At 56.3% G+C, this 25,518-nt stretch carries 26 protein-coding genes; 14 read left to right on the top strand and 12 right to left on the bottom strand.

The window, feature by feature from the left end:
* The first annotated feature begins 1 nt into the window (after position 1).
* The 11 genes from pbpC to DEO48_RS13690 all read left to right on the top strand — a co-directional run bounded on the left by pbpC (position 2) and on the right by DEO48_RS13690 (position 13,587).
* Positions 2 to 2,326 carry a peptidoglycan glycosyltransferase PbpC gene (pbpC, locus tag DEO48_RS13740; protein WP_109845496.1) on the top strand — a complete coding sequence of 775 codons (2,325 nt, stop codon included), beginning with the start codon at positions 2 to 4 and terminating at the stop codon, positions 2,324 to 2,326.
* Between the two features lie 156 nt (positions 2,327 to 2,482).
* Positions 2,483 to 2,914: a nucleoside-diphosphate kinase gene (gene ndk, locus DEO48_RS13735; RefSeq protein ID WP_003860625.1), complete on the top strand. Its 432-nt coding sequence runs from the start codon at positions 2,483 to 2,485 to the stop codon at positions 2,912 to 2,914.
* Between the two features lie 169 nt (positions 2,915 to 3,083).
* Entirely contained in the window at positions 3,084 to 4,250 is a 1,167-nt protein-coding gene (locus DEO48_RS13730; protein WP_014171168.1) for a bifunctional tRNA (adenosine(37)-C2)-methyltransferase TrmG/ribosomal RNA large subunit methyltransferase RlmN, read from the top strand.
* A 293-nt stretch (positions 4,251 to 4,543) separates the two neighbouring features.
* The gene (rodZ, locus tag DEO48_RS13725) at positions 4,544 to 5,557 is read left to right on the top strand and encodes a cytoskeleton protein RodZ (RefSeq protein WP_109845495.1); all 1,014 of its coding nucleotides are present in this window, start codon (positions 4,544 to 4,546) and stop codon (positions 5,555 to 5,557) included.
* 26 nt (positions 5,558 to 5,583) lie between these two features.
* Positions 5,584 to 6,702, top strand: a complete 1,119-nt coding sequence (gene ispG, locus DEO48_RS13720; RefSeq protein ID WP_023308814.1) for a flavodoxin-dependent (E)-4-hydroxy-3-methylbut-2-enyl-diphosphate synthase — start codon at positions 5,584 to 5,586, stop codon at positions 6,700 to 6,702.
* Between the two features lie 80 nt (positions 6,703 to 6,782).
* Positions 6,783 to 8,057 carry a histidine--tRNA ligase gene (hisS, locus tag DEO48_RS13715; protein WP_109845494.1) on the top strand — a complete coding sequence of 425 codons (1,275 nt, stop codon included), beginning with the start codon at positions 6,783 to 6,785 and terminating at the stop codon, positions 8,055 to 8,057.
* Positions 8,058 to 8,070: 13 nt separating this feature from the next.
* Positions 8,071 to 8,691, top strand: coding sequence for a YfgM family protein (locus DEO48_RS13710; RefSeq protein WP_023308812.1), 621 nt, complete (start codon positions 8,071 to 8,073; stop codon positions 8,689 to 8,691).
* 10 nt (positions 8,692 to 8,701) lie between these two features.
* A complete protein-coding gene (gene bamB, locus DEO48_RS13705; RefSeq protein ID WP_008502135.1) occupies positions 8,702 to 9,880 on the top strand; it encodes an outer membrane protein assembly factor BamB in 1,179 nt (392 codons plus the stop codon).
* Positions 9,881 to 9,992: 112 nt separating this feature from the next.
* Positions 9,993 to 11,465: a ribosome biogenesis GTPase Der gene (gene der / locus DEO48_RS13700; protein ID WP_023308811.1), complete on the top strand. Its 1,473-nt coding sequence runs from the start codon at positions 9,993 to 9,995 to the stop codon at positions 11,463 to 11,465.
* A 300-nt stretch (positions 11,466 to 11,765) separates the two neighbouring features.
* The gene (locus DEO48_RS13695) at positions 11,766 to 13,310 is read left to right on the top strand and encodes a peptide MFS transporter (RefSeq protein WP_109845493.1); all 1,545 of its coding nucleotides are present in this window, start codon (positions 11,766 to 11,768) and stop codon (positions 13,308 to 13,310) included.
* A gap of 55 nt (positions 13,311 to 13,365) precedes the next feature.
* Entirely contained in the window at positions 13,366 to 13,587 is a 222-nt protein-coding gene (locus DEO48_RS13690) for a zinc ribbon domain-containing protein (RefSeq protein WP_109845492.1), read from the top strand.
* Here the strand turns inward: DEO48_RS13690 and DEO48_RS13685 are convergent.
* From DEO48_RS13685 to xseA, 3 genes are read right to left on the bottom strand one after another with little or no spacing between them, the layout of a single operon-like run.
* Positions 13,584 to 13,934 (bottom strand): protealysin inhibitor emfourin, encoded by a 351-nt coding sequence (locus DEO48_RS13685; RefSeq protein WP_023308795.1) that lies wholly within the window; start codon positions 13,932 to 13,934, stop codon positions 13,584 to 13,586. The two genes, DEO48_RS13690 and DEO48_RS13685, sit on opposite strands and share 4 nt — an antisense overlap.
* Entirely contained in the window at positions 13,935 to 14,954 is a 1,020-nt protein-coding gene (locus DEO48_RS13680; protein WP_063408285.1) for a M4 family metallopeptidase, read from the bottom strand. It abuts the gene before it with no gap.
* 58 nt (positions 14,955 to 15,012) lie between these two features.
* Positions 15,013 to 16,386, bottom strand: a complete 1,374-nt coding sequence (xseA, locus tag DEO48_RS13675) for an exodeoxyribonuclease VII large subunit (protein WP_109845491.1) — start codon at positions 16,384 to 16,386, stop codon at positions 15,013 to 15,015.
* A 158-nt stretch (positions 16,387 to 16,544) separates the two neighbouring features.
* Here xseA and guaB point away from each other — a divergent pair, with 158 nt between their 5' ends.
* The 3 genes from guaB (at position 16,545) to DEO48_RS13660 (ending at position 21,228) form a co-directional block, all read left to right on the top strand.
* Positions 16,545 to 18,011 carry an IMP dehydrogenase gene (gene guaB / locus DEO48_RS13670; RefSeq protein WP_023333022.1) on the top strand — a complete coding sequence of 489 codons (1,467 nt, stop codon included), beginning with the start codon at positions 16,545 to 16,547 and terminating at the stop codon, positions 18,009 to 18,011.
* Between the two features lie 193 nt (positions 18,012 to 18,204).
* Positions 18,205 to 19,782, top strand: a complete 1,578-nt coding sequence (gene guaA, locus DEO48_RS13665; RefSeq protein WP_006811514.1) for a glutamine-hydrolyzing GMP synthase — start codon at positions 18,205 to 18,207, stop codon at positions 19,780 to 19,782.
* 192 nt (positions 19,783 to 19,974) lie between these two features.
* Positions 19,975 to 21,228 (top strand): site-specific integrase, encoded by a 1,254-nt coding sequence (locus tag DEO48_RS13660; protein WP_109845490.1) that lies wholly within the window; start codon positions 19,975 to 19,977, stop codon positions 21,226 to 21,228.
* A gap of 4 nt (positions 21,229 to 21,232) precedes the next feature.
* Here DEO48_RS13660 and DEO48_RS13655 read toward each other — a convergent pair whose 3' ends face one another.
* The 9 genes from DEO48_RS13655 to DEO48_RS13615 all read right to left on the bottom strand — a co-directional run bounded on the left by DEO48_RS13655 (position 21,233) and on the right by DEO48_RS13615 (position 25,322).
* A complete protein-coding gene (locus DEO48_RS13655) occupies positions 21,233 to 21,583 on the bottom strand; it encodes a hypothetical protein (protein ID WP_109845489.1) in 351 nt (116 codons plus the stop codon).
* Positions 21,580 to 22,227: an MT-A70 family methyltransferase gene (locus DEO48_RS13650; protein ID WP_109845488.1), complete on the bottom strand. Its 648-nt coding sequence runs from the start codon at positions 22,225 to 22,227 to the stop codon at positions 21,580 to 21,582. The genes DEO48_RS13655 and DEO48_RS13650 overlap by 4 nt, the downstream gene beginning before the upstream one ends.
* Positions 22,224 to 22,415 (bottom strand): DUF1382 family protein, encoded by a 192-nt coding sequence (locus DEO48_RS13645; RefSeq protein WP_109845487.1) that lies wholly within the window; start codon positions 22,413 to 22,415, stop codon positions 22,224 to 22,226. Before DEO48_RS13645 ends, DEO48_RS13650 begins: the two co-directional genes overlap by 4 nt.
* Positions 22,412 to 22,570, bottom strand: a complete 159-nt coding sequence (locus DEO48_RS13640) for a DUF1317 family protein (protein WP_109845486.1) — start codon at positions 22,568 to 22,570, stop codon at positions 22,412 to 22,414. The genes DEO48_RS13645 and DEO48_RS13640 overlap by 4 nt, the downstream gene beginning before the upstream one ends.
* Entirely contained in the window at positions 22,563 to 22,859 is a 297-nt protein-coding gene (locus DEO48_RS13635) for a PerC family transcriptional regulator (protein ID WP_032634921.1), read from the bottom strand. Before DEO48_RS13635 ends, DEO48_RS13640 begins: the two co-directional genes overlap by 8 nt.
* A 109-nt stretch (positions 22,860 to 22,968) precedes the next feature.
* On the bottom strand, positions 22,969 to 23,217 hold the full coding sequence (locus DEO48_RS13630; RefSeq protein ID WP_109845485.1) for an AlpA family transcriptional regulator: 249 nt from the start codon (positions 23,215 to 23,217) through the stop codon (positions 22,969 to 22,971).
* Positions 23,218 to 23,266: 49 nt separating this feature from the next.
* Complete coding sequence (locus DEO48_RS13625) at positions 23,267 to 24,208, bottom strand: RecT family recombinase (RefSeq protein WP_109845484.1); 942 nt, start codon at positions 24,206 to 24,208, stop codon at positions 23,267 to 23,269.
* Positions 24,205 to 25,026 (bottom strand): PD-(D/E)XK nuclease-like domain-containing protein, encoded by an 822-nt coding sequence (locus DEO48_RS13620; RefSeq protein ID WP_109845483.1) that lies wholly within the window; start codon positions 25,024 to 25,026, stop codon positions 24,205 to 24,207. The genes DEO48_RS13625 and DEO48_RS13620 overlap by 4 nt, the downstream gene beginning before the upstream one ends.
* On the bottom strand, positions 25,023 to 25,322 hold the full coding sequence (locus tag DEO48_RS13615) for a hypothetical protein (RefSeq protein ID WP_109845482.1): 300 nt from the start codon (positions 25,320 to 25,322) through the stop codon (positions 25,023 to 25,025). Before DEO48_RS13615 ends, DEO48_RS13620 begins: the two co-directional genes overlap by 4 nt.
* Positions 25,323 to 25,518 lie beyond the last annotated feature (196 nt).

Raw genomic sequence — 25,518 nt, 5'->3', positions numbered from 1 at the left:
TATGCGAATGGCACGTCTGACACGCTCCCGCTGGCTATGGCTGGCGGGAGCGCTTCTCGTTTTATGGGGGCTGATCGTCGCCGCCGACCGCCTGTGGCCGTTGCCTCTGAAAGAGGTTAACCCCGCCCGGGTGGTGGTGGATGAGAAGGGCACGCCGCTCTGGCGTTTTGCCGATAGCGACGGTATCTGGCGCTACCCGGTTACCATTGAAGAGGTTTCTCCCCGCTACCTTGAGGCGCTGATCCAGTATGAAGATCGCTGGTTCTGGGATCACCCTGGCGTAAACCCGCTTTCTGTCCTGCGCGCTGCCTGGCAGGATCTCAGTTCTGGCAAAGTCGTCTCTGGCGGAAGCACGCTCACAATGCAGGTGGCACGCCTGCTGGACCCACATCCGCGCACCTTTGGCGGCAAAGTTCGTCAGCTCTGGCGGGCGATGCAGCTGGAGTGGCATCTTTCCAAGCGAGACATTCTCACCCTCTATCTCAACCGCGCTCCGTTTGGCGGCACGCTGCAGGGCGTCGGAGCGGCAAGCTGGACCTATCTCGGCAAACCGCCGTCGCAGCTCAGCTATTCCGAAGCGGCGCTGCTGGCGGTACTGCCGCAGGCACCCAGCCGCTTGCGTCCGGACCGATGGCCTGAACGGGCAGAAGCGGCGCGCAACAAAGTGCTCGACCGCATGGTCACGCAGGGCGTCTGGTCTGCGAAGCAGGTCAAAGAATCACGGGAGGAATCGGTATGGCTGGCGCCCCGGCAGATGCCGCAGCTGGCACCGCTCTTTGCGCGCATGATGCTAGGCAAAAGCCGCGACACTAAAATTGTCACCACGCTGGATGCCGGGCTACAGCGGCAGCTGGAAGAGCTGGCGATGAACTGGAAATCTCGCCTGCCGGCACGCAGCTCGCTGGCGATGATCGTCGTGGATCATACGGATATGAAAGTGCGCGGCTGGGTCGGCTCGGTGGATATTAACGATGACACGCGTTTCAGCCACGTGGATATGGTCAATGCGATCCGATCCCCGGGATCGGTGTTAAAGCCCTTTATTTACGGTATGGCGCTGGACGATGGCCTGATCCATCCCGCCTCGCTGCTCCAGGACGTTCCCAGAAAAACCGGTGATTATCGCCCCGGGAATTTTGACAGTGGGTTCCACGGACCGGTCAGCATGAGTGAAGCGCTGGTGCGCTCCCTCAACCTGCCCGCGGTACAGGTACTGGAAGCCTACGGGCCAAAACGTTTTGCCGGGATGCTGAGCAACGCGGGATTGCCGCTGATCCTGCCCGCGGGTGCGCAGCCGAATCTGTCCCTGATCCTCGGCGGGGCAGGCGCCCGGCTGGCGGATATCACAGCGGCCTACAGCGCCTTTGCCCGACACGGTAAGGCGGGAAGGCTGCGTTTACGGCCGGGCGATCCGCTCATTGAACGTCCGCTGCTGTCGCAAGGCTCGGCGTGGATTATTCGCCGTATTCTGGCGAACGAGGCGCAGCCGCTCCCGGATAATGCGCTACCGCAAATCGCGCCGCTGGCGTGGAAAACCGGCACCAGCTACGGCTACCGTGATGCCTGGGCGATTGGTCTGAATGCCCGTTACGTAATAGGCATCTGGACAGGACGACCGGACGGCACGCCCGTAGCGGGGCAGTTTGGTTTCGCCAGCGCGGTTCCACTCTTAAATCAGGTAAACAACCTGCTTCAGTCACGCTCAACGGTAGACGAAGCCCGCCTGCCGCGCGACCCGCGTCCGGAGAGCGTAGGGCGGGGCGTGATCTGCTGGCCGGGCGGCCAGTCGCTGCCGGAAGGAAGCGAAAACTGTCGGCGTCGCCTGTCGACCTGGCTGCTGGAAGGGAGTGAACCGCCCACGCTGCTATTGCCCGAACAGGAAGGGATACGCGGCATTCGATTTCCGGTCTGGCTGGATAAAACGGGTAAACGCGTGGCGGCAGATTGCCCTGATGCAACTGAAAAAGTCCTGGATGTCTGGCCGCTGCCGCTGGAGCCGTGGCTGCCGGCGACCGAGCGTCGCGCGGTACGGGTTCCTTCTTCATCAACCACCTGTCCTCCGCTGTCGCAGGACGCACCTGCGCCACTCATCCTGACAGGCGTGCGTGAAGGGGCCGTCATCAAACGTCTGCCGGGGGAATCCCGCGTTTCGCTGCCGCTTCAGGCGACCGGCAATAGCGGTGAGCGCTGGTGGTTTTTGAACGGTGAACCGCTGAATGTGAAGGGAAGAGTTTACACATTACAGCTTGATAAATCTGGCGATTATCAGTTACTCGTTATGGATGAGACCGGGCAGGTCGCGACGGTGAATTTTACGCTGCAGTAATCTGAAAACAGCTTTCAGATGTGAGCTGTTGCTAAAACTCGTCTTATTTTAAAAAAATGTTACCTGAATCCATAGGCAATGGCGCTATTGCTCATTATAATCCGCGCCACACCATACTCAGGTATGCAAAACAACAGAACATTGACAGAGGTTATCATGGCTATTGAACGTACTTTTTCCATCATCAAACCAAACGCGGTGGCAAAAAACGTTATTGGCAGCATCTTCGCTCGCTTTGAATCTGCAGGGTTCAAAATTGTTGGCACCAAAATGCTGCACCTGACCGTTGAGCAGGCGCGCGGCTTCTACGCTGAGCACGAAGGTCGCCCATTCTTTGACGGCCTGGTGGAGTTCATGACTTCCGGTCCAATCGTGGTATCCGTGCTGGAAGGCGAAAACGCAGTACAGCGTCACCGCGACCTGCTGGGCGCAACCAACCCGGACAACGCGCTGGCAGGCACTCTGCGCGCTGACTATGCGGACAGCTTCACCGAGAACGGTACCCACGGTTCTGACTCTGTTGAATCTGCTGCACGCGAAATCGCTTTCTTCTTCGCAGAAGGCGAAGTGTGTCCACGCACCCGTTAATTTAACGGTTTCGTTTACACATTATTTTCGTAAATGCCGCGTCCAGACGTGGCATCCCTGCGCCAGACTTTGTACAATGCAACGCCCCGGACGAGCAGACCGCTTTCCGGGGCGTTTCTATTCAACCCTCCATGGGCCATAACGTGTAACAACGAGGCCGGAAAATATTATGTCTGAATTAGTGAATACCTCCGAAGTCGCCATTCCTGCGGTTCCCAATAAAAATGGAAAAATCAACCTGCTGGATCTGAACCGTCAGCAGATGCGCGAGTTCTTCAAAGAGATGGGCGAAAAGCCGTTTCGTGCCGATCAGGTCATGAAGTGGATGTACCATTACTGCAGCGACAATTTTGATGACATGACTGACATCAACAAGGTCCTGCGCAATAAGCTCAAAGAAGTGGCTGAAATTCGCGCCCCGGAAGTGGTGGAAGAGCAGCGCTCCGCGGATGGCACCATCAAATGGGCGATTGCGGTCGGCGATCAGCGCGTTGAAACCGTCTACATCCCGGAAGAAGACCGCGCGACGCTGTGCGTCTCCTCTCAGGTTGGCTGTGCGCTGGAGTGCAAATTCTGCTCAACCGCGCAGCAAGGCTTTAACCGTAACCTGCGTGTTTCAGAAATTATCGGCCAGGTCTGGCGTGCCGCGAAAATCGTCGGCGCGGCAAAAGTGACCGGCACTCGCCCAATCACCAACGTGGTGATGATGGGGATGGGTGAGCCGCTGCTGAACCTGACCAACGTCGTTCCGGCGATGGAAATCATGCTGGATGACTTCGGTTTTGGTCTGTCCAAGCGTCGCGTCACGTTGTCTACCTCTGGCGTTGTGCCTGCGCTGGACAAGCTGGGCGATATGATTGACGTTGCGCTGGCGATCTCCCTGCATGCACCAAACGACGAAATTCGTGACGAAATTGTGCCGATCAACAAAAAGTACAATATCGAAACCTTCCTCGCTGCGGTGCGTCGCTATCTGGAGAAATCCAACGCCAACCAGGGCCGCGTCACCATCGAGTACGTGATGCTTGACCACGTCAACGACGGTACCGAACATGCGCATCAGCTGGCTGAACTGCTGAAAGATACACCATGCAAAATCAACCTGATCCCGTGGAACCCGTTCCCGGGCGCGCCGTATGGCCGTAGCTCGAACAGCCGTATCGACCGTTTCTCCAAGGTGCTGATGGAGTATGGTTTCACCACCATCGTGCGTAAAACCCGTGGTGATGACATTGATGCAGCATGCGGACAGCTGGCAGGTGATGTTATTGACCGCACCAAGCGTACCCTGCGTAAACGCATGCAGGGCGAGACGATCGCGGTTAAAGCTGTTTGATTATTATGCACTCACGGCGCATTATCTGCGCCGTGAGACATAACCTTACTGAATAATCAGTCAGATTCGTGATGACTGAACAATAATTACGGTGCGTTTCATCCGACTTTCGGGCAGTATGTAACGACGTAACAACAGTTTAGCCGTACGGGCAGGGCTGTACTGTCATCTCCGGGCTGACAGTCTTATACTCTCTGTTCAAGGTTAACTGACCAGAAGTTTCGCGGTGCGGGTGGCATTGTGACTCACCGGCACCTGAACCCTTATTTTTCACGTACCAGTAGTTGTAGCGAATGAATACTGAAGCCACTCACGACCAACATGAAGCACTCTCCACTGGCGTTCGTCTTCGCAACGCCCGTGAACAACTCGGACTCAGCCAGCAAGCCGTTGCGGAACGCTTGTGCCTGAAGGTTTCCACGGTTCGCGATATTGAAGAAGATAAGGCACCTGCCGATCTGGCTTCAACGTTCTTGCGCGGTTATATCCGCTCTTACGCAAAACTGGTGCATATCCCCGAAAACGAATTACTGCCAATGATGGAGAAGCAGGCACCGGTCCGTGCAGCAAAAGTTGCGCCGATGCAGACCTTCTCCCTGGGGAAACGTCGTAAAAAACGCGATGGCTGGCTGATGAGCTTTACCTGGCTGGTGCTGTTTGTGGTGATCGGTCTGACCGGCGCATGGTGGTGGCAAAACCACAAGGCCCAGCAGGAAGAGATTACCACTATGGCCGATCAATCCTCCGCCGAACTCAACCAGGCCGGAAGTGAGAATGCCCAGAACGTGCCGCTAAATACCGACGGTGCAGCGTCCTCAAGCGAGCCACAGACCGCAGCGCCAGACGCGTCGGCGACCGATGCAGCACAGGCTCCGGCAGCAACGGCTAACACCGCTGCGCCGCAGGCTCAGGATCAAAACGCGGTTGTTGCCCCTTCTCAGGCTAATGTTGATACAGCGGCGAACGCGCCTGCGGCTACTCAGCCTGCGGACAATAGCGCAGCGACTCTGCCAACCAGCCCGGCGGGTACGGCGACAGCAGCCGATCCCAACGCGCTGGTGATGAACTTCAGCGCCGACTGCTGGCTGGAAGTGACTGACGCGACAGGTAAAAAACTGTTCAGCGGCCTGCAGCGTAAAGATGGCACGTTAAACCTAACCGGCCAGGCTCCCTATAAACTTAAAATCGGCGCTCCGGCAGCGGTACAGATCCAGTATCAAGGAAAACCTATCGACCTGAGCCGCTTTATCAGAACTAACCAGGTTGCACGTCTTACCGTTAATGCCGAACAATCAGCAGCACAGTAACAGACGGGCAACGCGGGAGATTTTTCATGCATAACCAGGCTCCGATTCAACGTAGAAAATCGAAACGGATTTACGTTGGGAATGTGCCAATCGGCGATGGGGCACCTATCGCCGTTCAGTCGATGACCAACACGCGCACTACCGATGTAGAAGCGACGGTCAATCAAATCAAAGCATTAGAACGTGTAGGCGCGGACATTGTTCGCGTCTCCGTCCCGACCATGGATGCCGCTGAGGCGTTCAAACTGATCAAACAGCAGGTCAGCGTTCCGCTGGTGGCTGATATTCACTTCGACTACCGCATCGCGCTGAAAGTGGCCGAATACGGCGTCGATTGCCTGCGCATTAACCCGGGCAACATCGGTAACGAAGAGCGTATCCGCATGGTCGTGGACTGCGCCCGCGATAAAAATATTCCTATCCGTATCGGCGTTAACGCCGGTTCCCTGGAAAAAGACCTGCAGGAAAAATACGGCGAGCCTACGCCACAGGCGCTGCTCGAATCCGCGATGCGTCATGTCGATCATCTCGATCGCCTTAACTTCGATCAGTTCAAAGTCAGCGTAAAAGCGTCCGACGTGTTCCTGGCGGTAGAGTCTTATCGTCTGCTGGCAAAGCAGATCGACCAGCCTCTTCACCTCGGGATCACCGAAGCGGGCGGCCTGCGCAGTGGCTCTGTAAAATCTGCGATCGGTCTGGGGCTGCTGCTCTCTGAAGGCATCGGTGACACCCTGCGCGTCTCGCTGGCGGCCGATCCGGTCGAAGAGATCAAAGTCGGTTTCGATATCCTGAAGTCGCTGCGCATTCGCGCGCGTGGGATCAACTTCATTGCCTGCCCAACCTGCTCGCGTCAGGAGTTTGATGTGATCGGCACGGTGAATGCCCTGGAGCAGCGTCTGGAAGATATTATCACCCCGATGGACGTCTCCATCATCGGCTGCGTGGTAAACGGTCCGGGTGAAGCACTGGTGTCAACTCTTGGCGTGACCGGCGGTAACAAGAAAAGTGGTCTCTATGAAGATGGCGTTCGTAAAGATCGTCTGGATAATAGCGACATGATCGACCAGCTTGAGGCCCGTATCCGCGCCAAAGCCGCCATGATGGACGAAACACAGCGTATCAGCGTTCAGCAGGTTGAAAAATAACGTGATGGGAAGCGTGCCGCTTCCCATGTATGATTGAACCCATTCTTTGGGTTTTTTTTGTATATAGAAAGAGAATAAACGTGGCAAAAAACATTCAAGCCATCCGCGGCATGAACGATTATCTGCCTGGCGAAACCGCCATCTGGCAGCGCATTGAAGGCACACTGAAGCAGGTGCTCGGCAGCTACGGTTACAGCGAAATCCGTTTGCCGATTGTAGAGCAGACCCCGTTATTCAAACGCGCGATCGGTGAAGTCACCGACGTGGTTGAAAAAGAGATGTACACCTTTGAGGACCGCAACGGCGACAGCCTGACCTTGCGTCCGGAAGGTACGGCGGGATGCGTACGCGCCGGCATCGAACATGGTCTTCTGTACAATCAGGAGCAGCGCCTGTGGTATATCGGCCCGATGTTCCGCCACGAACGTCCTCAGAAAGGTCGTTATCGCCAGTTCAATCAGCTGGGTGTGGAAGTCTTTGGCCTGCAGGGCCCGGACATTGACGCCGAACTGATTATGCTGACCGCCCGCTGGTGGCGCGCCCTCGGTATCGCCGATCACGTTTCCCTTGAGCTGAACTCTATCGGTTCTCTGGAAGCACGCGCTAGCTACCGCGATGCGCTGGTGGCGTTCCTGGAACAGCATAAAGAGAAGCTGGACGAAGACTGCAAACGTCGCATGTACAGTAACCCGCTGCGCGTTCTGGATTCCAAAAACGCGGATGTTCAGGCACTGCTGAACGATGCGCCTGCGCTGGGTGACTACCTGGATGAAGAATCTCGCGAACACTTCGCGGGCCTGTGCAAGCTGCTTGAGGCGGCAGGAATCGCCTATACCGTGAACCAGCGCCTTGTGCGCGGTCTGGACTATTACAACCGTACCGTGTTTGAGTGGGTGACCACCAGCCTCGGTTCTCAGGGTACCGTATGTGCGGGCGGCCGTTATGACGGTCTGGTTGAGCAACTTGGCGGTCGCGCAGCCCCTGCTGTTGGCTTCGCGATGGGCCTTGAGCGACTTGTTTTGCTGGTTCAGGCAGTTAATCCGGAATTTAAAGCAGATTCCGTTGTCGATATATACCTGGTGGCTTCAGGCGCGGAAACGCAGTCTGCGGCGATGCAGCTTGCCGAACGCGTGCGCGATGCGCTGCCGGGCGTTAAGCTGATGACCAACCATGGCGGCGGCAACTTCAAAAAACAGTTTGCTCGTGCCGATAAGTGGGGCGCAAGTATTGCACTGGTGCTGGGCGAGTCCGAAGTGGCTAACGGCGAAGTGGTGGTGAAGGACCTGCGCTCTGGTGAGCAGACAACGGTAACGCAGGACAGCGTTGCGGCGCACTTGCGCACTCTATTGGGCTAAGGAGAAGGACTGCGTGGAAATTTACGAGAACGAACACGATCAGGTCGACGCGATTAAGCGCTTCTTTGTTGAAAACGGCAAAGCGCTGGTTGTTGGGGTTATTTTAGGTATCGGTGCGCTGGTGGGCTGGCGTTACTGGAACAATCATCAGGCAGATTCCGCGCGTGGCGCGTCTCTGTCCTATGAAAATACCGTGAGCGCAATTCGTGCCGATCAGCCGCAAACGCTGGCTGCGGCAGAAAAATTTGCGGCTGACAACAAAAACACCTACGGTGCACTGGCTGCGCTGGAAGTGGCTCAGCAGTACGTTGATAAGAACGAACTGGATAAAGCCGCTGCACAGCTCTCGCAGAGCCTTGCTGCGGCCAGCGATGAGAACCTGAAAGCGGTGATCAATCTGCGCCTGGCACGTATTCAGGTTCAGCAGAAAAAAGCTGACGATGCGCTGAAAACGCTCGATACCATCAAAGGCGAAGGTTTTGCTGCCATCGTTGCCGATCTGCGCGGTGAAGCACTGCTGAGCAAAGGTGACAAAGCGGGCGCGCGTAAAGCGTGGCAAGCTGGCGTAGAGAGCAATGCTTCACCTGCGCTGAGCGAAATGATGCAGATGAAAATAAATAATTTGTCCGTCTGAGAGGGACCCGATGCAATTGCGTAAATTACTTCTGCCAGGACTGCTTTCTGTTACGTTATTGAGTGGTTGTTCACTGTTCAGTGGCGAAGAAGACGTTGTGAAAATGTCCCCACTGCCGACGGTTGAAAACCAGTTTACCCCATCCACCGCGTGGGATGTCTCCGTGGGCAATGGGATTGGTGATTTCTATTCAAACCTTCATCCTGCGTATGCAGACAGCGTTGTCTATGCCGCTGACCGCAAAGGTACCGTGAAAGCGGTGAACGCCGATGACGGGAAAGAAGTATGGTCCGTTAACCTGGCGGAAAAAGACGGCTGGTTCTCCCGTAAACCTGCACTGCTGTCTGGCGGTCTGACCGTTGCCGGTGGTCATGTCTACGTGGGCAGCGAAAAAGCGCAGGTTTATGCGCTGAACAGCAGCGACGGCTCCATTGCCTGGCAAACAACCGTAGCGGGTGAATCCCTGTCTCGTCCGGTGGTGAGCGACGGTCTGGTGCTGATTCATACCAGCAACGGCCAGCTGCAGGCGCTGAACGAAGCGGACGGTCTGGTGAAATGGACCGTTAACCTGGATATGCCTGCGCTCTCTCTGCGCGGCGAATCCGCACCGGCTACCGCATTTGGTGCTGCCATTGTGGGCGGTGACAACGGTCGCGTGAGCGCCGTGCTGATGCAGCAGGGCCAGATGATCTGGCAGCAGCGCATCTCTCAGGCTACTGGCTCAACGGAAATTGACCGTCTGAGCGACGTAGACACAACGCCAGTCATCGTTAACGGTGTGGTTTACGCGCTGGCCTATAACGGCAACCTGACCGCGCTGGATCTGCGCAGCGGCCAGATCATGTGGAAACGTGAGCTGGGCTCTGTGAACGATTTCATCGTTGAGGGCAACCGCATCTATATGGTCGATCAGAACGATCGTCTGCTGGCTCTGAGCACCGAAGGCGGCGTGACGCTGTGGACGCAAAGCGATCTGCTGCACCGTCTGCTGACTGCTCCGGCACTGTACAACGGTAGCCTGGTGGTTGGCGACAGCGAAGGGTATATGCACTGGATCGATCCGGATAACGGCCGCTTTGTTGCACAGCAAAAAGTCGACAGCTCTGGTTTCCTGACCGATCCGGTTGTGGCCGACGGCAAACTGCTGATTCAGGCAAAAGACGGCACGCTGTACGCGATCACGCGTTAATTACCCGGCGGTTGTAGTATACTAAACGGCTCCTGTTCACTCAGGAGCCGTTTTGACATTTTTAAAAACGCCGCAAAAGCGACGTTATTTTGAATTTTATGAGGCTTCAAACATGGTACCTGTGGTCGCGCTTGTCGGGCGCCCTAACGTTGGAAAATCCACTCTTTTTAACCGTTTAACACGCACCCGTGATGCGCTGGTTGCGGATTTCCCGGGGCTGACGCGTGACCGTAAGTACGGTCGTGCAGAGGTGGAAGGACGCGAGTTCATCTGTATTGATACTGGTGGTATTGACGGCACGGAAGACGGCGTTGAAACCCGCATGGCGGAACAGTCGCTGCTGGCGATTGAAGAAGCGGATGTGGTGCTGTTTATGGTGGATGCGCGCGCTGGCCTGATGCCGGCGGACTCCGCTATTGCCAAACACCTGCGTTCACGCGAAAAGCCGACCTTCCTGGTGGCGAACAAAACTGACGGCATCGATGCCGATCAGGCCGTCGCGGATTTCTGGTCTCTGGGCCTGGGTGAGATCTACCCGATTGCGGCATCGCATGGCCGTGGCGTCACCAGCCTGCTGGAAACCGTTCTGCTGCCGTGGGTTGATGAAGTGAACCCGCCGGAAGAGGTGGACGAAGACGCTGAATACTGGGCGCAGTTCGAAGACGGAGAAGAGGGCGAAGAAGAGCCTGAAGACGACTTCAACCCGCAGGACCTGCCGATCAAGCTGGCTATCGTGGGCCGTCCAAACGTAGGTAAGTCTACGCTTACTAACCGTATTCTGGGTGAAGAGCGCGTGGTCGTTTACGACATGCCGGGCACCACCCGTGACAGCATCTACATCCCAATGCAGCGCGATGAGCGTGAGTATGTCCTCATCGACACCGCCGGGGTGCGTAAGCGCGGGAAAATCACCGATGTGGTGGAAAAATTCTCCGTTATCAAAACCCTGCAGGCGATCGAAGATGCCAACGTAGTGCTGCTGGTCATCGACGCACGCGAAGGTATCTCCGATCAGGATCTCTCTCTGCTCGGCTTTATCCTCAATAGTGGGCGCTCACTGGTTATCGTGGTCAACAAGTGGGATGGCCTGAGCAATGAAGTGCGCGAGCAGGTGAAAGAGACCCTCGACTTCCGTCTGGGCTTTATCGACTTCGCCCGCGTGCACTTTATCTCTGCGCTGCACGGCAGCGGTGTGGGTAACCTGTTCGAATCCGTGCGTGAAGCGTACGACAGCTCAACCCGTCGTCAGAGCACCGCGATGCTGACCCGCATCATGAACATGGCTGCAGAAGACCATCAGCCGCCGCTGGTGCGCGGCCGTCGCGTGAAGCTGAAATATGCCCACGCAGGTGGTTACAACCCGCCAATCGTAGTAATTCACGGCAACCAGGTGAAAGACCTGCCGGATTCCTACAAGCGCTATCTGATGAACTACTTCCGTAAATCGCTGGACGTAATGGGCACGCCTATCCGTATCCAGTTCAAGGAAGGGGAAAACCCGTTTGCCAACAAGCGCAACACCCTGACGCCAAATCAGATGCGTAAGCGTAAGCGTTTGATTAAGCACATTAAGAAAAGCAAATAAGCTTTACCTGCTTCACGAAAGCCCGCGTTTATCGCGGGCTTTTTTTTGCCCAATCATACCGCCGGTTTTCTCTGTGTGAAGTCAATCACTATTCACTTTTAACCAAGTTTAAATCTAAGAAAGTAGACAATCGTCGAATTTTCATCTTAAAGTCCAGGGTCCGGTACTAGACAAAACTAGCGCCTGGTTATCAAATGGTTAACTAACTTTTCGCCGCATGTAAAAAATCGGCCAGATACGTAACTGGCCGGCGTACCTGCTGGTGTTTACAAGCACGACGACATACCTTTCGGGAGAATTATGCAATCCACTGTTAATCAAAAAGAGAGCCGAACGTTCTTCGGCCATCCGTATCCGCTCGGTTCCCTGTTCTTCACCGAAATGTGGGAGCGTTTCTCATTTTACGGCATTCGTCCGTTACTGATCCTGTTTATGGCCGCCACCGTTTATGACGGCGGGATGGGCCTGGCGCGTGAAAACGCCTCGGCGATTGTCGGTATCTTTGCCGGTACCATGTACCTGGCCGCGCTGCCGGGCGGCTGGCTGGCGGATAACTGGCTCGGTCAGCAGAGAGCCGTCTGGTACGGTTCAATTCTGATTGCGCTCGGTCACCTGTCGATTGCGCTTTCGGCGGTGATGGGGAACAACCTGTTCTTTATCGGCCTGATGTTCATCGTGCTTGGCTCCGGGCTGTTCAAAACCTGTATCTCGGTGATGGTCGGCACCCTGTATAAAAAAGGCGACGCGCGTCGTGACGGCGGTTTCTCGCTGTTCTATATGGGCATCAACATGGGCTCGTTCATCGCGCCGCTGATTTCCGGCTGGCTGATTAAAACCCACGGCTGGCACTGGGGCTTTGGTATTGGCGGCATCGGGATGCTGGTGGCGCTGATTATCTTCCGCGTGTTTGCCGTTCCGGCGATGAAACGCTATGACGGCGAAGTCGGCCTCGACTCCACATGGAACAGCCCGGTGGTGAAGCGTAACGGCGTAGGCGTATGGCTGCTGGCGCTGGCGGCAGGCGTGGCAACGATCGTGACGCTGATTGCGCAGGGCGTGATTGTGATTAACCCGGTCGCGGTAGCCAGCGTGCTGGTCTACGTGATTGCGGCGTCCGTTGCCCTCTACTTTATTTATCTGTTTGTCTTTGCGGGGCTGAACCGTAAAGAGCGCGTCAGGCTGTTGGTCTGCTTTATTCTGCTGATCTCCGCGGCGTTCTTCTGGTCCGCGTTTGAGCAGAAGCCAACCTCATTCAACCTGTTTGCCAACGACTACACTAACCGCATGATTGGTGATTTTGAAATCCCGGCGGTGTGGTTCCAGTCAATCAACGCCCTGTTCATCATCCTGCTGGCACCGGTGTTCAGCTGGGCGTGGCCGAAGCTGGCGAGCATGAACATTCGTCCGAGCAGCATCACCAAGTTTGTTATTGGTATTTTGTGCGCGGCGGCAGGCTTTGGCCTGATGATGCTGGCGGCACAGAACGTGCTGAGCAGCGGTGGAGAGGGCGTATCGCCGTTCTGGCTGGTGGGCAGCATCCTGATGCTGACGCTTGGTGAACTGTGCCTGAGTCCGATTGGCCTGGCGACCATGACGCTGCTTGCGCCGGAAAGAATGCGCGGCCAGATGATGGGGCTGTGGTTCTGCGCCAGCGCGCTGGGTAACCTGGCGGCGGGCCTGATCGGCGGCCACGTGAAGGCCGATCAGCTGGATATGCTGCCGGATCTCTTTGCTCGCTGCTCCATCGCGCTGCTGATCTGTGCCGCGGTACTGATCGTCCTTATTGTTCCGGTGCGCCGCATGCTGGAAAATGCGCAAACTAAACCGGCTGCTAACGCCTCATAAACCTCGGTCTTGCCGGGGCGGCGTTATGCCCCGGTAAAACCCAACAGGAGATAATATGTCGATTACCTGCCCGGATTGCCAGGCACCGCTGGAGCCCCAGAACGGGGTAGCGCACTGCGACAGCTGTAATAAAGATATTGCGCTTGAAGCCCGCTGCCCGGAGTGCCATCAGCCGCTCCAGGTATTAAAGGCCTGCGGGGCGGTGGACTATTTCTGCCAGAACGGCCACGGCCTTATCTCTAAAAAACGCGTGGAGTTTGTTCGGGCCGAAGGTTAATCGCAGACGCAGCCTTCGCCTTTCTTCCACAACTCAACCAGCGACTCTGGCGCTTCCTGCTCCGGCACCAGCACGACGATATCGGCGTAGTGCGCCTGATTTTGCCCGGTCCAGATAATCTGAATGCGGAAATAGCGCTGGTCGCCGCTGCCGGGTGAAGAGGCTTGCCCCGGCGGCTGACCGCGCGGAAAAGCCTGCTCCAGGATGCTCACCAGGCGCTGGCGCTGGGCTTCATTGAGCGAGGAGAGTGCGATGGTGCGCTGCCCGCTCAGCCTGGGGATAAAAGCGACGCCGCCTTCCCGGGCCAGCTCAACCACGGCGTCATCCGTCAGTTCCGGAACCTGCATTTACAACACTCCCACCTGTTCCCAGGCTTGTTTAATGGCCGCTCCAACGTCGCCGCCGGAGCGTTTCTCTCCGTGCGCGATCGTCAGTTTTGCGAAGGCCTCAAAATCCGCATCCTGCGCCAGATTGCGATCGCAAACCGTGTCGTACCAGGCATAACCCGCTTTTTCCCAGGCGTAGCCGCCGATCGCCGTCGCAGCCAGATAAAATGCCCGGTTGGGGATGCCGGAGTTCAGATGCACGCCGCCGTTATCCTCGCGCGTTTTAATGAAATCTTTCATGTGCGCAGGCTGCGGGTCTTTGCCGAGCAGGGGATCGTCATAGGCTGTGCCGGGTTCAGACATTGAGCGCAGCCCTTTGCCGTTAATCCCTTTCGCCAGTAGCCCTTCGCCAATGAGCCAGTCAGCTTTATCGGCGGTTTGCTTCAGATGGTACTGTTTGACCAGCGAGCCAAACACGTCCGACAGAGACTCGTTCAGCGCGCCCGACTGCTCAAAATAGATAAGCCCGGCTTCGGTCTCGGTCACACCGTGGCTCAGCTCGTGCGCCACCACGTCGATGGCGATGGTAAAGCGGTTAAATATTTCCCCGTCGCCGTCGCCAAATACCATCTGCTGACCGTTCCAGAAGGCGTTCTGATATTCCCGGCCGTAATGCACGGTGCCGGTCAAAATAAGCCCTTTATTATCGAGCGAATCGCGCTGATATTCTTTCCAGAAGAAGTCATGGGTAATACCTAAATAATTATAGGCTTCATCCACCGCCACATCGCCGTTCGACGGCTGGCCTTCGTAACGCACCTGCGTACCCGGCAGCTCCTGGGTTTGCTTCGCGTCGTAAATATCGCGCTCCAGCTGCCCAGCTTTATTCACGTGCGGCGCGGCGGGTTTGCCCGGCATGTGGGCCATCAGCGTCTGGACATGGGTTAAGGTCTGACGGGCGCAGCGCTGCTGCGGCTCGGAACCGCTTTCGATAATACGACGAAGAATATAAGGGGGAATAACGCTATGAAGATGGGGCATGCTGCTCTCCTTATTAAAAAAGGGAATAGCAGCAGTATAGTAAGTAACCGGCGAAGAATTATCCGGTTTTACGCTGACGCGTTTTTTTCACCGGTTTAATTGATTTCACTTCGCTTTCTACCCAGCCGTCGGAAAGACGCGTCGTCAGCACATCGCCGGTATTTACCTGTTTAGTTTGCTTCAGCACTTTGCCGTCCGTCGCCGTCGTCACGCTATAGCCGCGCGCCAGCGTGGAGAGGGGGCTGACGGCTTCAAGGTGGGTCACCGCATTGCCAAAACGCTCGCGGGTGGTGCCCAGCCGCGTCCGGATTGTCTCCGCCAGACGATACTCCAGCTGCTGGATCCGCGTTTGTGCGCGATAAATTTTCGGCTGCGGGTTCTGCTGGTTCAGGCGCTGCGTCACGCGCTGCTGGCGCGATACCGCGCGCTTAAGCTGCGCGTCCACCGCAACGTTCATGCGCTGACGCAGACGATCCAGCACGGTCTGCTGGCGCGCCAGACGCAGCTGCGGATGCTGCTGCTGAAGTCGATGATGAAGCTGGGTAAAGCGGCGGGTACGGTTGGCAAGGAAGTAGTCCATCGCCATCTCAAGACGCTGTTGGCCGTTCTGAATCTGACGCAGCAGCTCCAGCTGGTTGCGGCTGACCACTTCCGCCGCCGCGGACGGGGTAGGCGCACGCAGATCCGCGACGAAATCCGCAATCGTCACGTCCGTTTCGTGGCCGACGGCGCTCACCACGGGGATAATACTTGCAAAGATTGCCCGCGCCACGCGCTCGTCGTTAAAGCTCCACAGGTCTTCCAGCGAGCCGCCGCCGCGCCCAACGATTAATACGTCGCACTCCTGACGGGCGTTCGCCAGCTCAATGGCGCGAACTATCTGTCCCGGCGCATCGTCACCCTGAACGGCGGTCGGATAGATGATGACGGGCAGGGAAGGGTCGCGACGCTTCAGCACGTGCAAAATATCGTGCAGTGCCGCACCGGTTTTCGAGGTGATGACCCCAACGCAGTGGGCGGGGGAGGGCAGCGTCTTTTTGTACTGCTGGTCGAAAAGCCCCTCGGCAGAGAGCCGGGCTTTTAGCTGTTCATACTTCTGCTGCAGCAGGCCTTCGCCCGCGGGCTGCATGCTCTCGACGATAATCTGATAATCGCCGCGCGGCTCATACAGGGTGATATTGGCGCGAACCAGAACCTGCTGGCCGTGCTGAGGGCGGAACGTCCCGCGACGGTTGCTGTTGCGGAACATCGCGCAGCGCACCTGGGCGGTGTCGTCTTTTAGGGTAAAGTACCAGTGACCGGAGGACGGCTGCGTGAAGTTAGAGATCTCACCGCTGATCCAGACCTGCCCCATTTCCTGCTCAAGCAGCAAACGCACCGTCTGATTCAGGCGGCTGACGGAATAAATTGAGGGGGATTGAGAGGATAACATGTGAGCGGGATCAAATTCTAAATCAGCAAGTTATTCAGTCGATAGTAACCTGCTGAGAGGCAATCGCAAGCTTTTTTATAAAAAAGTGTAGATGCAATCGGTTACGCTCTGTATAATGCCACGGCAATATTTAACCACCCAGGTCAGAGATATTGCCCATGCTACGTATCGCTAAAGAAGCACTGACGTTTGACGACGTCCTCCTCGTTCCCGCTCACTCCACTGTTCTGCCGAATACTGCCGATCTCAGCACGCAGTTGACGAAAACCATTCGCCTGAACATTCCTATGCTCTCTGCGGCAATGGACACCGTGACTGAAGCGCGCCTGGCTATTGCCCTGGCACAGGAAGGTGGCATTGGCTTTATTCACAAAAACATGTCTATCGAACGTCAGGCCGAAGAAGTTCGCCGCGTGAAGAAACATGAATCCGGCATCGTGTCTGACCCACAGACCGTTCTGCCAACCACCACGCTGCACGAAGTGAAAGCCCTGACCGAACGTAACGGTTTTGCCGGTTACCCGGTTGTGACCGAAGAGAATGAGCTGGTGGGCATCATCACCGGTCGCGACGTGCGTTTCGTGACTGACCTGAACCAGCCTGTTAGCGTCTACATGACGCCAAAAGAGCGTCTGGTCACCGTTCGCGAAGGTGAAACCCGCGACGTGGTGCTGGCAAAAATGCACGAAAAACGCGTTGAAAAAGCGCTGGTTGTTGACAGCAGCTTCCACCTTCGCGGCATGATCACCGTTAAAGACTTCCAGAAAGCAGAACGTAAACCTAACGCCTGTAAAGACGAGCATGGACGTCTGCGCGTCGGTGCTGCGGTTGGCGCAGGTGCCGGTAACGAAGAGCGCGTTGACGCGCTGGTTGCTGCGGGCGTTGACGTCCTGCTGATCGACTCCTCTCACGGCCACTCCGAAGGCGTTCTGCAACGTATTCGCGACACCCGCGCCAAATACCCTGATCTGCAGATCATCGGCGGTAACGTGGCCACCGGCGCAGGCGCTCGCGCGCTGGCTGACGCTGGCTGCAGCGCGGTAAAAGTGGGTATCGGTCCTGGCTCTATCTGTACCACGCGTATCGTCACCGGCGTGGGCGTTCCGCAGATCACTGCGGTGTCTGACGCGGTTGAAGCGCTGGAAGGTACCGGTATTCCGGTTATCGCTGACGGCGGTATCCGCTTCTCTGGCGACATCGCCAAAGCGATCGCCGCGGGCGCCGCTGCCGTGATGGTAGGCTCCATGCTTGCCGGTACCGAAGAATCCCCGGGTGAAATCGAACTCTACCAGGGCCGTTCTTACAAATCTTACCGCGGCATGGGCTCCCTGGGCGCGATGTCAAAAGGCTCCTCTGACCGTTACTTCCAGACCGATAACGCCGCAGACAAACTGGTGCCGGAAGGTATCGAAGGTCGCGTTGCCTATAAAGGCCGTCTGAAAGAGATCATTCATCAGCAGATGGGCGGCCTGCGCTCCTGTATGGGTCTGACCGGCTGTGGTACCATTGACCTGCTGCGTACTAAAGCGGAATTCGTACGCATCAGCGGTGCGGGTATCCAGGAGAGCCACGTTCACGACGTGACGATCACCAAAGAGTCCCCGAACTACCGTCTGGGCTCCTGATAAGTTTCCGCGCCCGATCCAGTTACTCTATGGATTTCGGGTTGCAGGAAGGCGGCAAGTCCATGAGACCCCGGGAGCATAGTTAACTATGTGACCGGGGCGAATGGACGCAGCCAACGCACCTGCAGCCTGAAAGACGACGAGTAAATCGGGCGCTCTGTTTTTTGTTTCTCTTGCCTCGGAATTAGCGTCAATGACGGAAAACATTCATAAACATCGCATTCTCATCCTGGACTTCGGTTCTCAGTACACTCAGCTGGTGGCGCGTCGCGTACGTGAACTGGGCGTTTACTGTGAGCTGTGGGCGTGGGATGTCACGGAAGCACAGATTCGCGAATTCAATCCAAGCGGCATCATCCTGTCCGGCGGCCCGGAAAGCACCACCGAAGAGAACAGCCCGCGCGCGCCGCAGTACGTGTTCGAAGCTGGCGTGCCGGTATTCGGCGTTTGCTACGGTATGCAGACCATGGCAATGCAGCTGGGCGGCCACGTAGAAGGCTCTAACGAGCGCGAGTTTGGCTACGCACAGGTAGAAGTCGTCACCGACAGCGCGCTGGTGCGCGGTATCGAAGACTCCCTGACCGCAGACGGCAAACCGCTGCTGGACGTGTGGATGAGCCACGGCGACAAAGTGACCGCCATCCCGTCTGACTTCGTGACCGTTGCCAGCACCGAAAGCTGTCCGTTCGCCATCATGGCGAACGAAGAAAAACGCTTCTACGGCGTGCAGTTCCACCCGGAAGTGACCCACACCCGTCAGGGTATGCGCATGCTGGAGCGCTTCGTGCGTGACATCTGCCAGTGTGAAGCCCTGTGGACCCCGGCAAAAATCATCGACGACGCCGTTGAGCGTATCCGCCAGCAGGTTGGCGATGACAAGGTAATTCTCGGCCTCTCAGGCGGCGTGGACTCCTCCGTGACCGCGATGCTGCTGCACCGCGCAATCGGCAAAAACCTGACCTGCGTATTCGTGGACAACGGTCTGCTGCGTCTGAACGAAGCCCAGCAGGTCATGGACATGTTCGGCGACCACTTCGGTCTGAACATCGTTCACGTGGAAGGCGAGCAGCGCTTCCTGGACGCGCTGAAAGGCGAGAACGATCCGGAAGCCAAACGTAAAATCATCGGCCGCGTGTTCGTGGAAGTGTTCGACGAAGAAGCGCTGAAGCTGGAAGACGTGAAGTGGCTGGCGCAGGGCACCATCTACCCTGACGTGATCGAATCCGCGGCCTCCGCAACCGGTAAAGCACACGTCATCAAATCTCACCACAACGTGGGCGGCCTGCCGAAAGAGATGAAGATGGGCCTGGTTGAACCGCTGCGCGAGCTGTTCAAAGACGAAGTACGTAAGATCGGTCTGGAACTGGGTCTGCCGTACGACATGCTCTACCGTCACCCGTTCCCGGGTCCGGGTCTGGGCGTGCGCGTGCTGGGCGAAGTGAAGAAAGAGTACTGCGACCTGCTGCGTCGCGCGGACGCGATCTTCATCGAAGAGCTGCACAAAGCTGACCTGTACAACAAGGTAAGCCAGGCGTTCACCGTGTTCCTGCCGGTTCGCTCCGTTGGCGTAATGGGCGATGGCCGCAAGTACGACTGGGTTGTTTCCCTGCGTGCGGTTGAAACCATCGATTTCATGACCGCGCACTGGGCGCATCTGCCGTATGACTTCTTAGGCCGCGTGTCTAACCGCATCATCAACGAAGTTAACGGTATTTCCCGCGTGGTGTATGACATCAGCGGTAAGCCACCGGCTACGATTGAGTGGGAATGATGTATAGCTAGTTCATAGCACATCATATCTATTCAATGCCATCCCTAACCCTCTGTAATTGCAGAGGGTTTTTGTTTATATCTACTCATATCTATTCACTCTACACCACATTTTTCGACGGTACAGGTGACGGTATTACCCGAAAGGTATACTCTCATACCGACAAAAACATGGATGCATTACGGGTGAATTGTGCTTACCGATACCAAACTGAAAAACCTCAAGCCGCAGGAGAAACTGTATAAGGTTTCCGACCGTGACGGGCTGTATGTCGCCGTGCTCACGTCAGGCTCTGTCTCGTTCCGCTACGACTACCGCATCAACGGCCGGCGGGAAACGCTGGTGATCGGCCAGTACGGTCGTGACGGTATCAGCCTGGCGGAAGCGCGCGAGGAACTCATTGCCGCCAAAAAGTTGCTGAAGGCAGGCCAGTCGCCAGCTGCGGCGAAACGTGACGGTATCAGGCAGATCGCCGGGGCCGAAACATTCGCGGTATATACCGACGCCTACATGAAATATGTCACCCTGGCAGACAGCACCCGCGCCATGAAGCAGGCGGTGATTGACCGTGACATACTCCCTGCGCTCGGCAACAAGATGATGACTGAGATAACCACCAGAGTGGTGCGCGACCTGTGCGATCGCATCGTCGAGCGTGGCGGCCGGGCGACGGCGATTCAGGTAAGGGAGATAATCAGCAGCGTCTACCGGTACGCAAATGACCGCGGGCACGGCCTGTTCAATCCTGCGGCTGACATTAAGCCATCGTCGATCGCAGTGTTTAAGCCACGAGAAAGGAAACTATCGCCTGATGAGATCGGCATATTTTTCCGCGCGCTGGATAGTGTCGGGGCCATGGGAACCATGAAGATGGCGATAAAGCTGGTGCTGCTAACCCTGGTAAGAAAAACTGAATTTACCCATTCAAAATGGAAAGAAGTGGATTTTAAAAAAGCCACATGGACGATACCGGGTGAAAGGATGAAGGCCGGGCGTGAGCACGTAATATACCTTTCCAGACAAGCCCATGATCTGTTGGTCGGCCTGCAGATGTGCGCTGGTGGCAGCGAATATCTGGTTCCCGGGCGCTACAACTTCCGCAAGCCATTATCTAATGCCGCTCTGAACTCCCTTATCGACCGGACCGTGGAGACCATAAACAAAGACGGTGAGAAAATACAGGACTTCACGGTGCATGATCTTCGCCGGACGGCCAGCACGTTGCTGCACGAAGCGGATTATCCGTCAGACTGGATCGAGAAGGCGCAAGCGCATGAGCAGAAGGGGGTGCGCGCGGTTTACAACAAAGCGGAGTATGCCCGGCAGCGCGCCTATATGTTGCAGCAGTGGGCGGATATGGTTGATGCCTGGATTAACGGGGAGCACACCGATCTGGTGCCGTTCTCCCCGTCGAGGTTTGAGAGGTGGATGGAAGGAAAGGATTAAGCGGCTATTCAATATTAACGCCCGGGATGTCACCTGCAGCTATAGCGTCGTAAATTGCCTCCGCTGTCTTGCTGGCATCACTTACCAATAAGCAAGTTGCATCGATGGCGCTTATCGCTGCACCACGCTTCTTATCTGCTTCCGAGCGGATAGGGCGGAAAGAACCTGCTTTTTTAATCCCAACGCAATCAAGTCCATTGTAAGCTTCACTGTTAGCCAGCCAAGTGAAAGCAATTCCTTCAGACTTGATTAACTCAATGCGCACTGGCTGCCATCCGTGAAATTTAGTTTCATACTCACACTCACAACCAACTGGAGGCAATCCCTCGCCATTCCATTCTGTAATATTTTTCACGCTGCACGCTCCCGACCCTGATTGTCTGTTGGTGACAGCGGAGCATTTGCGAATGCCCGCGTCATCCCGGCGATATCCAGCGCGTATCCAGGGTGCAACTGCACCGCCGGGCCTTCGCACTGGTTACCCCAAACGTCGAAGCCATGCGACGACTGGCGGGCGAATAGCTCGATGCGCGGCACATCGCCAAGCAACTGAACCAGTTTTTCCCGGATTGCGTCAGGCTTGCGCGAGTTCTCCAGACGCGGCGCCGTGACGTGCTGGCAGATAGAGGCATCCATGCGCGCCGGCAGTTTCCCGCGCACCGCGAAAAGGCAGTCTTCGCTGTTCGCCCTGGTCATGTGGCCCATGCCGATCGCGCTGTTGCCTTTGTGCTTATTCGTTTTGTGCCAGGTGAATCCCTTCATTGTCATCAGTTTGAATCCCCACGCTTCGACAACCTTCAGAGCTTCAACCGGCTGAGTCGGAACCCACCACATAGCCAGCAGGCAATCTTCTGCAGCCAGATCCCACACTGGCAGGCGGCAGATATCAAGCACGTTCATGACAGGGTATTTGAACCCGGCGCCGCGGTTGCCGTCTGCTGCTTTGTCACGGTATACCCAAGGAGGGTCAGCGTAGATAAGAGTGTATTTTCCGGTCATGCTTCACCGCCTTCCAATTTCTCGGCTTCAACTGCAAGAGACTCCAGCTTTTCCATAAACATCGCAGACAGCATTGCGTACTCCGCGTCTGTGGCTGCTGGCATTGGAACAAATCGGATGCCGAACGAGGCGAGCATATTTGCAGCCTCGAGGCACTTTCTTAAATCTGCTGGTGCTGCCTTGTTCATGCCGCCACCTTCTTATTGTTCATCAGCTCAGCCAGGCGCTGAGCTTTAAATGGATTTTTGATAATGTCGCCGCTTGGTGCTACCCATCCACGGCGATTAATGGAATAGGGCAGTGTCACGCTGCCCACGGTGATTCCGTCGTGCGGATTAGTCATACACAACCCCGCGACATCCGATCCCGCTGTAGTCCAGGTGAGGGGTGCGGTTACCTTTGGTTATGCACTGCTGGCGGCGCACCGCGATGCGGGCGCGCTCTACTTCGCCGACGGCCGCATCTAGGCACTGGAGCCACAGACGGGCTGCGATTCGGTAATGACCGCGTCGCTCGCGCTCGATGGCCCGGCTTTCGATCTCCATCGCTTCCGGCGTTACTGCCACCACTCTTTCAACACGGCGCTGCGAGACATAGTCTTCGTGATAGCGCTCAAGCTTTGTCTTTTTCATTTGATCCAGACCTCTCAACTGATTACCGCCGCCAGCCACATCAGGTAGGCGACCACGGCCAGATACAGGTACACATCTGACCATCTGCCGATATGCTTTTTCAGCGCCGTCATGCTGCTGCACTCATCGGGCGATACACGCGGCGGTCAACTGGCGGCTTTTTTCCGGTGAACGTCGCCGGGCTTGCCGCCTTACGTTTATCCAGCCAGGCTTCAACTTCGCTCTGGTCCCACGCGCAGCGGCGATCTGTGATCCAGAAACGTGACGGGAATTCGCCAGCCTGTTCCAGTCGGTCAATCGTGCTCCATGACAGTGGCACCACCGCCAGGAGTTCCTTCTTACCAAATGCACCTTTCATAAATACCTCTCTTGGTTGCAGGTGTGGCGCCGTGGCGCCACGGTGGTGATTACATAGTGACTTCGTTCAGCTCATCGCGGCGGATGGTGTACACGTCAGTGGCTTTAGCCAGGCGGTTATCATCGTTAGCGAGCTTTTTGGCAACGTATTTGTATGCGTTGTCCAGATCCTTCAGCGTGTTGTAGTTCATTGCTGCGTCAGTGAATGCGCACAGTATTTCTTCCGGATCGCGGTCATCACTGCTCTTCGGCTTCTCTTCCTGGTGCGGCTCAGGCTTGGAGTTGATCAGCTTGTTCATGCCTGATGCGGTGGCGGGTGTCGGCGTGATATCGCGTTCAACGCGCGGTGCCGTCTCCTGCAGTTCGTCAGGGGTGTACACGCCCATGATTACGTCCGGGCAATGCAGGCGTGACCAGCGCTTTGTCGCCAGGTATGCGAGTTGTTGTTTCGGGTCGCTTGCCCAAAGCGTTGAGTTTCTTACCTGAGCCTGAGACAGCATTAACTCGAGCACTCGAGGCTGATCCTCTCCCTTCATGGTTGCCCATACGCGAACACCGCATCCTTCTTCGTCTTTGAGGGTCCAGCCTGGTGCGATATACGCATTGCCGTTTTTGGATGTTTTCTCAACAAACTTTCCGATCACGCGTTCCCAAGGCCCGAACCACTCGTAGTTGATGCGATCTTTTGTTGGCGACATGGTGGAGATAACTGCGTTTACTAATTGGGCTTCATAGCCGAGCGTTCCGCTCACAACATGAGTTTTCTGTGCCACGGCGAACGGGTTCATTCCCCACTGCGCAGCCTGCATTGCTACAGCCATGCAATCAGCTGGCTTCCCGGCGAGGTGAGCCGGTACCGTCACACGGCTTTGTGCCATAACTTCGGCGAACTTCATCAGTTGGTTCAAACCTTCAGGGCTGAAAATTGTTGCAGCAGTTCCAGCGATTGCCGTGTCTACTGGTGCATTGATGTTTGCGATGTCGTTGCTCATACGTACATATCCTGTTTGCGTGCCCACTCAGGGCGTTTAATAATTTCAAATCCACCCCATTCGCCTGACTCGCGGCATTGGTGGTAGGTATTCAGATCCCGGCGGAACAGTGCATGCCCGGCATCTACGTCCGGCGCATCCAGCTCGAACACGCGCACCGGGTAGCGTCCGCAGTCGATGGTTTCGCTCACCGCCAGGAAGAAGAATCCGTGTGGCTCACCGGTGGTCTGCTGCGCGCCTTCTCGGTACATGGCGTCCTGAACGTGGTACCGGAATTCCTCGATGTGGCGGGAGAACCGCTCCATGTCCGCAACCTTCTTCACGTCCAGCAGAACCGGGTGATACTTCAGGCGTTTGTCCGGACGGATGCGGCATAGTTCGCCAGTCTCAGGATCCGTCCAGTAATGCGATGCTTCGCAGAATCCTTCCGCTTCCAGAAGCCACTTCGCCGCCGGGTGCGCCATCGCGCTGTCGCGCATCAGTTTCAGCTGGCGATCTTGCTCAGCTTCCATAACTATTTTTCCGCTTCCTTCGCAGTCTTTTAGGAAGGTAGCTTCGTCTGCTTTTCCCTTATTCGTCCTGCGGTTGAACTGCGGCGCCACGATGAAGCGTTTGTCGAACTCATCCGGCTCCAGCAGCAGGCAGTGAAGGGCAGTTCCCATATCCAGCGCTTTCAGCTTTTCGGTATCGACCGGTGCTGATTTCTGCCACTGCAGCAGGGCCGGGCTCAGCGCAACCATATCAAGCTGAGACTTACTCACGCCGTCGCCGGCGTGGTAATCCTCGTTGCTGATGTCGAAGTAAATGCCTGGTTTCATGCCGCGTTCCTCGCCGTGTCCAGCTGGTCAGCCAGGTCCCACTTCGCGATGATGCTGGTCAGCGCGGCCTGGTACGCTGCGAGAGCTTCTTCAAACTCCGGGCTCATCATCAGCTCTTCCAGAATTTCACGACGCACACCTTTGCGACCAAGTTCGTAAAACGGTTCCTGCAGTTGGTGGAACTTGATGGCGTCGATCAGCTCTACCTGGCGCTCGTAGTACAACTGGCTCAGCTGGTCGTCGCTGTCGATGCTGGTCATGATTTTTTTCAGGTTATCGATCTGCTGGATGTTCACTTTCTCACCCCCATATCCATTTCAGTTTTGACTGCCATCTTGGTGACAAACGCCCAGTTGATGGCCTCATGCAGAGTGCGGCACTTGGTGCTCATAACCCCGCACGCCGTAACGCAGTACCAACCGTTGATGATTTTCCACTGCATAATTCGTTACCTCAGTGTTACCGTTGAGGTAATAATTATCCTTATTTGGT

Origin of the sequence: Enterobacter sp. CGMCC 5087 (assembly GCF_003144775.1) — a bacterium.
Classification (GTDB): Bacteria; Pseudomonadota; Gammaproteobacteria; order Enterobacterales; family Enterobacteriaceae; genus Enterobacter; species Enterobacter cloacae_M.
The sequence above is the reverse complement of the archived record's forward strand: the minus strand, read 5'-3'. Positions and strand labels throughout refer to the sequence as shown.